Origin of the sequence: Kribbella sp., assembly GCF_035687465.1 — a bacterium.
Classification (GTDB): domain Bacteria; phylum Actinomycetota; class Actinomycetes; order Propionibacteriales; family Kribbellaceae; genus Kribbella.
On sequence record NZ_DASRXP010000098.1, the window covers coordinates 1 to 8,172 of the forward strand.

Consider the following 8,172-nt stretch of genomic DNA (forward strand, 5'->3'; position numbering starts at 1 on the left):
CGGCGGACGACGACGGTCATGGCGGCCTTGTCGTGGAGGCCTCTGCGGTCGCGGTCGTAGACGATCGGCGGGATCAGGAGGCAGATCAGCAGGGCCCGGATCGCGCCGCCCAGGAGACCTACCTGGGCCGCGTAACCGGTGCCGCCTGGTTCGGTGCGGATCACCCGCAGCCCGCAGAGGCGGTGGCCGATGGTGGCGCCGCCGAGGCCGGTCAGGATGGCTGTCATCGCGAAGAACGCCACCAGGTGGGCCGTGTTGTAGTCGTTGCCGCCGGCCCACATCGGCTTGCCGGTGATCGCCGACGCGATCAGGCCGGCGATGAGCCAGTCGACCAACAACGCCAGCAGCCGGCGCCCCCAGCCCGCCACCGAGCCGGGACCGTCCTCCGGCAGCCCGAGCCGGTTGCCCGGAAACCGGAACTCCTCGGTGGGTCCCGCCCCGGACTGCGCAGAAGAAGCCATGGGGATGAGGCTACCCAGCGGGCTCCGGACCGCTAGAGTCAGTCCCAGTCGGCTGTGGCGGGATCTCACTACCCCTCCCGCCCGCTTCCAGTGGGTCAGCGCGGACACGCTGGGCGTAACATCCGCGAAACATTGGGGTCATTGCCGAGTAATGGGCAGGGCCTACGTTCAGAAGAATCTCTGAGCCACCCCGAGGAGTATGTATGTTTTCCAGCGCTGAGGAGCTGCTCGCCTACGTCAAAGACGAGGGCGTGGCGTTCATCGATGTCCGCTTCTGTGACCTTCCGGGCATCATGCAGCACTTCACCGTCCCGGTCGGATCGTTCGGTCCCGAGGTCTTCGAGGACGGCCTCCAGTTCGACGGCTCGTCGATCCGGGGCTTCCAGCAGATCCACGAGTCGGACATGTCCCTGCTGCCGGACCCGACCACCGCGTACATCGACCCGTTCCGCCGGGACAAGACGCTGATCGTCAACTTCTTCGTGCACGACCCGCTGACCGGCGAGGCCTACAGCCGCGACCCGCGCAACATCGCCCGCAAGGCGCAGGAGTACCTGAAGTCGACCGGCATCGCCGACACCGCCTTCTTCGCGCCCGAGGCCGAGTTCTACGTCTTCGACGACGTACGGTTCGAGACCAAGCAGAACGAGAGCTACTACCACATCGACTCCGTCGCCGGCGCCTGGAACACCGGCCGGGTCGAGGAGGGTGGCAACCGTGGCTACAAGGTCCGCTACAAGGGTGGCTACTTCCCGGCGCCCCCGGTCGACCACTTCGCCGACCTGCGCAACGACATCACCAAGCACCTCGAGATCAGCGGCCTGAGCGTCGAGCGCGCCCACCACGAGGTCGGGACCGCGGGTCAGGCGGAGATCAACTACCGCTTCGACACGCTGCTCACCGCGGCGGACGACCTGATGAAGTTCAAGTACATCGTCAAGAACACCGCCTGGGACGCCGGCAAGACCGCGACCTTCATGCCGAAGCCGATCTTCGGTGACAACGGCTCGGGGATGCACTGCCACCAGTCGCTGTGGAGCGGCGGCAACCCGCTGTTCTACGACGAGGCCGGCTACGGCGGGCTCTCGGACATCGCCCGCTGGTACATCGGCGGCATCCTGAAGCACGCACCGTCGCTGCTGGCGTTCACCAACCCGACGGTGAACTCCTACCACCGCCTGGTGCCGGGCTTCGAGGCGCCGGTCAACCTGGTCTACTCGCAGCGCAACCGCTCGGCCTGCATCCGGATCCCGATCACCGGCTCCAACCCGAAGGCCAAGCGGATCGAGTTCCGCTGCCCGGACCCGTCGTCGAACCCGTACCTGGCCTTCTCGGCCCAGCTGCTGGCCGGCCTGGACGGTATCCGCAACAAGATCGAGCCCGCCGACCCGATCGACAAGGACCTCTACGAGCTGCCGCCGGAGGAGCACGCGTCCGTCGCGCAGGTCCCGACCTCGCTGCCGGCCGTGATCGACTCCCTCGAGGCCGACCACGAGTTCCTGCTCGAGGGTGACGTCTTCACCTCCGACCTGATCGAGACCTGGATCGACCTCAAGCGCGAGTCCGAGATCCTCCCGATCCAGCTCCGCCCCCACCCGCACGAGTTCGAGCTGTACTACGACGTCTGATCTGTTCAACAACAACGGCGGCCGGTCCCCTCGGGGTCGGCCGCCGTTTTGCCTGCCCATAGCACAGAACACTCCGGCATGCATACCTCAGCCGTGGTATTCGAGGTCACGCCTCACAGCGGATGTGAACCTCTGGTGGGGCAGCGATCCTCGGTTCAGCGTGGCGAACCAGGAAAGGTCAGCGATCATGCGCAAGCTCATCGTCTCCATTCACAGCACGGCCAACAACATCGTCACCGGGCCACCGTCCGGTGACGAGACCGACTTCGGCCAATGGGCGCAGCCCGGCATCGAAGATTCTCTGGACACGTTCCTGATTTCCCTGGACGGCGTCGACACCATCCTGCTCGGGCGCGGCACCTACGAAGACCTGGTGAGGAAGTGGCCGAAGGTCAAGGAATGGCCAGATACGTCTGAGGTCGCCCTCCGGATCGGAGAAAAGGTCAACACAGCCCTGAAGCTCGTCGTGACCGGAAGGCATCCGCTGGAGAGCCTCGAGTGGGGCGAGTTCGAGCCACCGACACAAATCACCGGTGCCGACGTCGACGAGCAGATCAAAGAACTGAAGAAGGGTGACGGCGGCGACATCATCACGTTCGGCAGCCCTGTCCTGGTCCAATCCCTCACGAATGCCGGGCTGGTCGACGAGTATCGGATCATCATTCACCCGGTCATCGTGCAGGAGGGCAGGCGCTTGTTCGAGAACCTGTCGGGTCGTACGGATCTCCAACTCGTCGGTGTCGAGACGTTCGCGGGTGGCGCGATGGTGGTCACCTACGCGCCGACTCGCCGCCCCGAATAGCGGTTCCTGTGGATCTGGTGACGGATTGTCAGAATGTCTCGACCTGCGGTGTCGGGAGTGGGTAGGTTCTGGGGTCTGCTGGATGAATCGCCGTACGGGGGTTTATCCGGGGCGTGTTCGGGCAATTACCGACAGTAGGGCCGCCATTACCCTGCCGGAGCGTGCGCCGGGAAGCGGACGATGTGAGGAGCTGACCCTTGGCCAGGCCGATGACCCCTGACCAGACACTGGCCGCACTGCGGAAATGGAAGGTGCGGTTCCGGGAGTACCCAGGCTGGCGGACCCGTGGCAGGCCGGGTGGGATCACCGAGGCGCGCGGGATCATGATCCACCACACGGGCAGCATGTCGCAGACCGACGACTACCTGAACTTCCTGTTCGTCCGTGGCCGGCCCGAGGAGGGCATTCCGGGACCGTTGTGCCACGTCGCGACCGACATGGACGGCGACCTGCACCTCGGCGCCTCGGGCCGCGCCAACCACGCCGGCGCGGGTTCGCTGAACACGTTGAACCGGGTCATCGCCGAGGACTACCGCGGTTTTCAGGTGGAGTTGAAGCCTGGGCCGGACAGCATCAACGGCAACCAGTTCTACTACGGCAACGAGATCCGGTACGACGGCGCCAGGGCGATCACTGCGGCCGGTTACCGTACTGCGCTGCTGCACGCCGCGGCGATCTGCGACTTCTACGGGTGGACCGCGCTGTCCGTCATCGGCCATCGCGAGCACACCACCCGCAAGAGCGATCCGGGCCATTGCCCGATGAACAAGTTCCGCACCGACCTGGCCGCAGTACTGCGGGCTGGACCCGATGGAGATGACATGGCCAACGCCGAAGAAGTGCTCGCCGAGCTGAGGAAGTTCCAGACCGCCGAGGCGCAGCGGTACGCCGACCTGGCGAACCGGGTGCAGGCCCTGATGGACCAGGAGCGCGCGCGGTACGGCGACTACGTCCGCCGGTTCAATGCCATCCTCGCTGCCCTCCCCAACGCGGTCGACATCCCCCCACTCGACCCGGCCGACCCCGTGGACCCGACCGATCCTGCCGACCCTGCAGACCCAGCCGACCCTGCAGACCCAGCTGACCCCGTAGACCCGGTGGAGCCGCCCAAAGACTGAGCTGGAGACTTACCGGCCGACGCGGCGAAGGCTCACTCCGACCACGGCGACCGCGGCCAGCGGCGGCAACCACCACGCCTCCACTGACGCCGTATGCAGCAGCCAAGTCACCACCAGGGCGACCGCGACCGTCGCGGCAACGGTCCAGTCGTCGCCGATGATGAAGCGGTACCAGAACTTCCCGAACGCCTTGAGCCAACCAAGGATCCGGGTCGGCAGTCGCTCAACCCACGCAGGCGTCACGGCGCTCACCTCGCCTCCTGCGCAACGAGCCTGCCGGCCCGCAGCAGCCCGATGTAGCCGGCCGCGGCGAGCACGTACCAGGCCACTAGCGCGAGGATCGCCGCGTCCCCACCCGGCCAGTCGACGCCGAGCCCTTCCACCGCCCAGAAGGTTCCGAAGCTCGACAACAGCGTCCCCACAAGCAACTGCAGGGCGCTGCGCGGGATGCGCTCGACTACCCCACGAGCAAGCAGTCCCGCGCCTCCGACAACCACAAGAGCGACGAGCGCCCCCAGCGCAGCGATCGGAATCGCTTGTGCCGTCGCCCCGAAGCTGATGACGATCAGCGTGATCTCCAGGCCCTCAAGCAACACGCCCTTGAAGGCCAGGACGAACGCGGTCCAGTCCACGCCCTGATCGGGGATGCCGTCGGCAGACGCTGTACGGGTGCCCATGCCACGGAATCCGTTGACGCTGACCCGCCGGATCCCCTTCTTGAGCCACTGCAGGCCGAACACCAGCAGCAGCGCTCCGACCACCAGCCGCAACGCGCCGATCGGAACGAGCGTCAGTGCCGTGCCGAATCCCAACACCAGTACTACGAGTACGGCCAGGCCGGCGATGCTGCCAAGCCAGGTCGACCGCCAGCCGCGCACGGTACCGACGCCGACCACGATGATCACCATCTCGATGACCTCGACGGCCGCGGCGAGGAACGTGGTGACGAAGACGGAGGAAGGGGTCACGACGACACCTTCAGGCCGCGTCCGGCGACAGACCGTCTCCGTCGAACTGCAACCGACGCCGACGCGCCAGCCGTTTGGCGGCCAGGACATCCTGGTCCCGGGGATCCAGCGGGAGCTCCCGTTGGACCTCTCGGCGGCTGCCGGAAGTCCGGCGCTGTTTGACGATCCTGATCTGCAACGTCCTCACCCCTCTTAGTCCCTGTGGCTGCGATGCGGGTTGGCGACTGCGCCGAGTGCCAGGCGAGCCGCGCTGACGTCCTGGCGACCGTGGCCCGCGGCAACGGCTGTGTGCCACTGTCCGGAAAGCGCGGCCAGGAGCGGCAAGCTCTCGCCATGTCCGACCCCGATCGCGAGGTCGACGTCCTTCAACGCCCACTCGAGCGGGAACTCGGCGGCGAAGTCACGCCGGTCCATCTTGTGGAACTTGGCGTCGGCGATCGGGGCGTCCAGCGGTCCGCCCTCGATCACGTCGGCGAGTTGCTGGTGACTGATGTCGAGGCGATCGGCGAGCTCCATCGTCTCCGCCACACCCTCGATCAGAATGGACATGTAGGCGTTGACGACCAGCTTCACCTGGCTGCCCTTGCCGGCCTCACCGAGCCAGACGGTCTTGCGCCCGATGACGTCGAACACCGGCTGCACAGCGGCAGTAGCCGTCGTCGGCCCCGCGGCCAGGATCAACAGTTGCCCCTGCTCGGCCGGTCCCTTGCTGCCCGACACCGGAGCGTCGACGAACAGTACGCCGGGCCGGCGCGTGGCGAGCCAGTCCCTGAACCGCAGAGTCGCCTCGACGCCAACCGTGCCCATCTGAACCCAGACAGCTCCGTCGGCGAGCGCGTCGATCACACCACCGTCGAACATCACTGCTTCCAGCGCATCGGCAGTGGGGAGCATCGTGATCACCACGCAGGCGTTCCGGACCGCGTCCGGCGCCGACGCCGCGACCACCGCACCGGCCTCGCCGAGCGCGCCGGTCACCTCCGCCGACCGATCCCACACCCTGGTACTACGGCCTGCGGCGACCAGGTTCCGCGCAATCGCAGACCCCATGATCCCGGTCCCGAGCACCGCGATCGCCCGGTCCCCCGTGCAATTCCCTGCCATCACGGCCCCTTCCAAGCTCCGGTTCACCGGCCGCCCCGACGCGGCCAAGCTCATGTGGCTTCCAGCATGTCGGCGCCCCCACCAGCACACATTGCGGCTACCCGGGATCCCCAGCTCCGGCTAGCGGCCGCCTCTGGTGAGAACCGGAAGCGGTTCCGAAACGTCGCCGTACTTCATCCCACTCTTGAATTAAGTAACGAAGTTAGCTTTCCTTAGGACCGTCGTCCGAATGCGCATTCCCGCGCGCTCGGACGCCGCCCGCCCCGATGCACAACTTCAGAGGAGAGTCAGATGACTGGAGTCGCCCCACTCCGTCCGCCACCACGAGCGCCACGGGTCCGCAGCCGGAGGTTCGTTGCGATCGCCGTGGCTCTCGTCGCCACGGTGACCGCGACCGTGCTGACCGTGGTCTCGTCCAACGACGCGAGCGCGGCGATCTCGCCGACCGGCTGGAACACCGTGGTGAGCAAGAACAGCAGCAAGTGCGTCGACGCGCGGGCCGCCGCCACCGCCAACGGCACGGCCGCCCAGCAGCAGGCCTGCAACAGTTCGGCCGCCCAGCAGTGGCAGTTCCAGCCGACCACGAACGGCTACGTCCGGGTCAACGCGTTCAGCAACGCAGCCCAGGTCCTGGACGTCACCAACGTCTCCACGGCCGACGGCGGCCTGATCCAGCTCTGGTCCTATGCCAGCGGCAACAACCAGCAGTGGCAGCCGGTCGAGGAGGCCGACGGCGCGTACCACCTCGTCAACCGCAACAGCGGCAAGTGCCTGGACGTCCCCGGCGCCTCGACCGCGGACGGCGTCCAACTCCAGCAGTACACGTGCAACGGCACTGCTGCCCAATCGTTCAGGATCAACCCTGTGGACGGCACTCCCCCGACCGAGCCGCCGGCGGGCCAGCCCGACCTCGGCCCGAACGTCTCGATCTTCGACCCGACGATGTCGGCCAGCTCGATCCAGAGCAAGCTGAACTCGGTCTTCAGCCAGCAGGAGACCAACCAGTACGGCGAGCAGCGGTACGCGTTGCTCTTCAAGCCCGGCACCTACAACGTCAGCGCCAACGTCGGGTTCTTCACCCAGGTCGCGGGACTCGGCCTGACCCCGGACAGCGTGAACATCAACGGAGCCGTGCACGTCGAGGCCGACTGGTTCCCGCCGCAGAACGCGACCCACAACTTCTGGCGTGGCGCGGAAGGCCTGACCGTCACCCCGCCTGGTGGGCTCGACCGGTGGGCGGTTTCGCAGGCGTCGGCGTACCGGCGGATGCATCTGAAGGGCAACCTGGCGCTGGACGACGGCGGCTGGGCCAGCGGCGGTTTCATGGCGGACACGCTCGTCGACGGTCAGGTGCGGTCGGGTAGCCAGCAGCAATGGCTGTCCCGCAACACCAACTGGGGCAGCTGGACCGGGCAGAACTGGAACATGGTGTTCGTCGGCGCGCAGAACGCCCCGGCCGGCAGCTTCCCGAACCCGCCGTACACGAAGGTCGCGCAGACCCCGGTGATCCGGGAGAAGCCGTACCTCTACATCGATGCCGCAGGCAACTACCAGGTGTTCGTGCCGGCCGTGCGGACGAACTCGGCCGGTCCGAGCTGGACCGGCGGTAACCCGGCCGGACAGTCCCTGCCGATCAGCCAGTTCTACATCGTGAAGCCTGGCGCGACCGCGGCCACGATCAACGCGCAACTTGCCGCCGGCAAGGACCTGCTGTTCACCCCGGGTGTCTATCGGCTCAGCGACACGTTGCGGGTCACCCGAGCCAACACCGTCGTCCTGGGCCTTGGCCTGGCGACGCTGATGCCGACCAGCGGGACCACCTCGATCTCAGTCGCCGACGTGGACGGCGTGAAGATCGCCGGGCTGCTGATCGACGCCGCGCCGACGAACTCGCCGCTGCTGATGGAGATCGGCCCGACCGGGTCGTCGGCGAACCACTCGGCCAACCCGACCTCGCTGCACGACGTCTACTTCCGGATCGGCGGTTCCGCCGTCGGCAAGGCGACCGAGACACTGCGGATCAACAGCGACAACGTGATCCTCGACCACGCCTGGTTGTGGCGGGGCGACCACCGCGACGGCGTCGGGTGG

The 8,172-nt window shown here is 67.0% G+C and carries 9 protein-coding genes; 4 read left to right on the forward strand and 5 right to left on the reverse strand.

The window, feature by feature from the left end; translation table 11 throughout:
* Positions 1-461 (reverse strand): RDD family protein (locus VFG33_RS04920; protein ID WP_325022835.1); only part of this gene is annotated, 461 nt, incomplete at its 3' end.
* A gap of 203 nt (positions 462-664) precedes the next feature.
* Between VFG33_RS04920 and glnA the strand changes: the two genes are divergently transcribed.
* The 3 genes from glnA to VFG33_RS04935 all read left to right on the forward strand — a co-directional run bounded on the left by glnA (position 665) and on the right by VFG33_RS04935 (position 4,009).
* Positions 665-2,089 (forward strand): type I glutamate--ammonia ligase, encoded by a 1,425-nt coding sequence (gene glnA, locus VFG33_RS04925; RefSeq protein WP_325022836.1) that lies wholly within the window; start codon positions 665-667, stop codon positions 2,087-2,089.
* Positions 2,090-2,276: 187 nt separating this feature from the next.
* Entirely contained in the window at positions 2,277-2,891 is a 615-nt protein-coding gene (locus tag VFG33_RS04930) for a dihydrofolate reductase family protein (RefSeq protein ID WP_325022837.1), read from the forward strand.
* 209 nt (positions 2,892-3,100) lie between these two features.
* Complete coding sequence (locus tag VFG33_RS04935) at positions 3,101-4,009, forward strand: peptidoglycan recognition protein family protein (protein ID WP_325022839.1); 909 nt, start codon at positions 3,101-3,103, stop codon at positions 4,007-4,009.
* Positions 4,010-4,018: 9 nt separating this feature from the next.
* Here VFG33_RS04935 and VFG33_RS04940 read toward each other — a convergent pair whose 3' ends face one another.
* From VFG33_RS04940 to VFG33_RS04955, 4 genes are read right to left on the reverse strand one after another with little or no spacing between them, the layout of a single operon-like run.
* A complete protein-coding gene (locus VFG33_RS04940; protein ID WP_325022841.1) occupies positions 4,019-4,261 on the reverse strand; it encodes a hypothetical protein in 243 nt (80 codons plus the stop codon).
* Positions 4,258-4,977, reverse strand: a complete 720-nt coding sequence (locus VFG33_RS04945) for a hypothetical protein (protein WP_325022843.1) — start codon at positions 4,975-4,977, stop codon at positions 4,258-4,260. The genes VFG33_RS04940 and VFG33_RS04945 overlap by 4 nt, the downstream gene beginning before the upstream one ends.
* 10 nt (positions 4,978-4,987) lie before the next feature.
* The gene (locus VFG33_RS04950) at positions 4,988-5,164 is read right to left on the reverse strand and encodes a hypothetical protein (protein WP_325022845.1); all 177 of its coding nucleotides are present in this window, start codon (positions 5,162-5,164) and stop codon (positions 4,988-4,990) included.
* Between the two features lie 5 nt (positions 5,165-5,169).
* Positions 5,170-6,081 (reverse strand): NAD(P)-dependent oxidoreductase, encoded by a 912-nt coding sequence (locus VFG33_RS04955; RefSeq protein WP_325022847.1) that lies wholly within the window; start codon positions 6,079-6,081, stop codon positions 5,170-5,172.
* Positions 6,082-6,372: 291 nt separating this feature from the next.
* Between VFG33_RS04955 and VFG33_RS04960 the strand changes: the two genes are divergently transcribed.
* On the forward strand, positions 6,373-8,172 hold a 1,800-nt coding region (locus tag VFG33_RS04960), incomplete at its 3' end, for a pectate lyase-like domain-containing protein (RefSeq protein ID WP_325022849.1).

What these genes read in the sequence shown, in the direction of transcription:
- glnA (WP_325022836.1), top strand. Translation starts at nt 665, where the DNA reads ATGTTTTCCAGCGCTGAGGAGCTGCTCGCCTACGTCAAAGACGAGGGC.
- VFG33_RS04930 (WP_325022837.1), top strand. Translation starts at nt 2,277, where the DNA reads ATGCGCAAGCTCATCGTCTCCATTCACAGCACGGCCAACAACATCGTC.
- VFG33_RS04935 (WP_325022839.1), top strand. Translation starts at nt 3,101, where the DNA reads ATGACCCCTGACCAGACACTGGCCGCACTGCGGAAATGGAAGGTGCGG.
- VFG33_RS04955 (WP_325022847.1), bottom strand. Translation starts at nt 6,081, where the DNA reads ATGGCAGGGAATTGCACGGGGGACCGGGCGATCGCGGTGCTCGGGACC.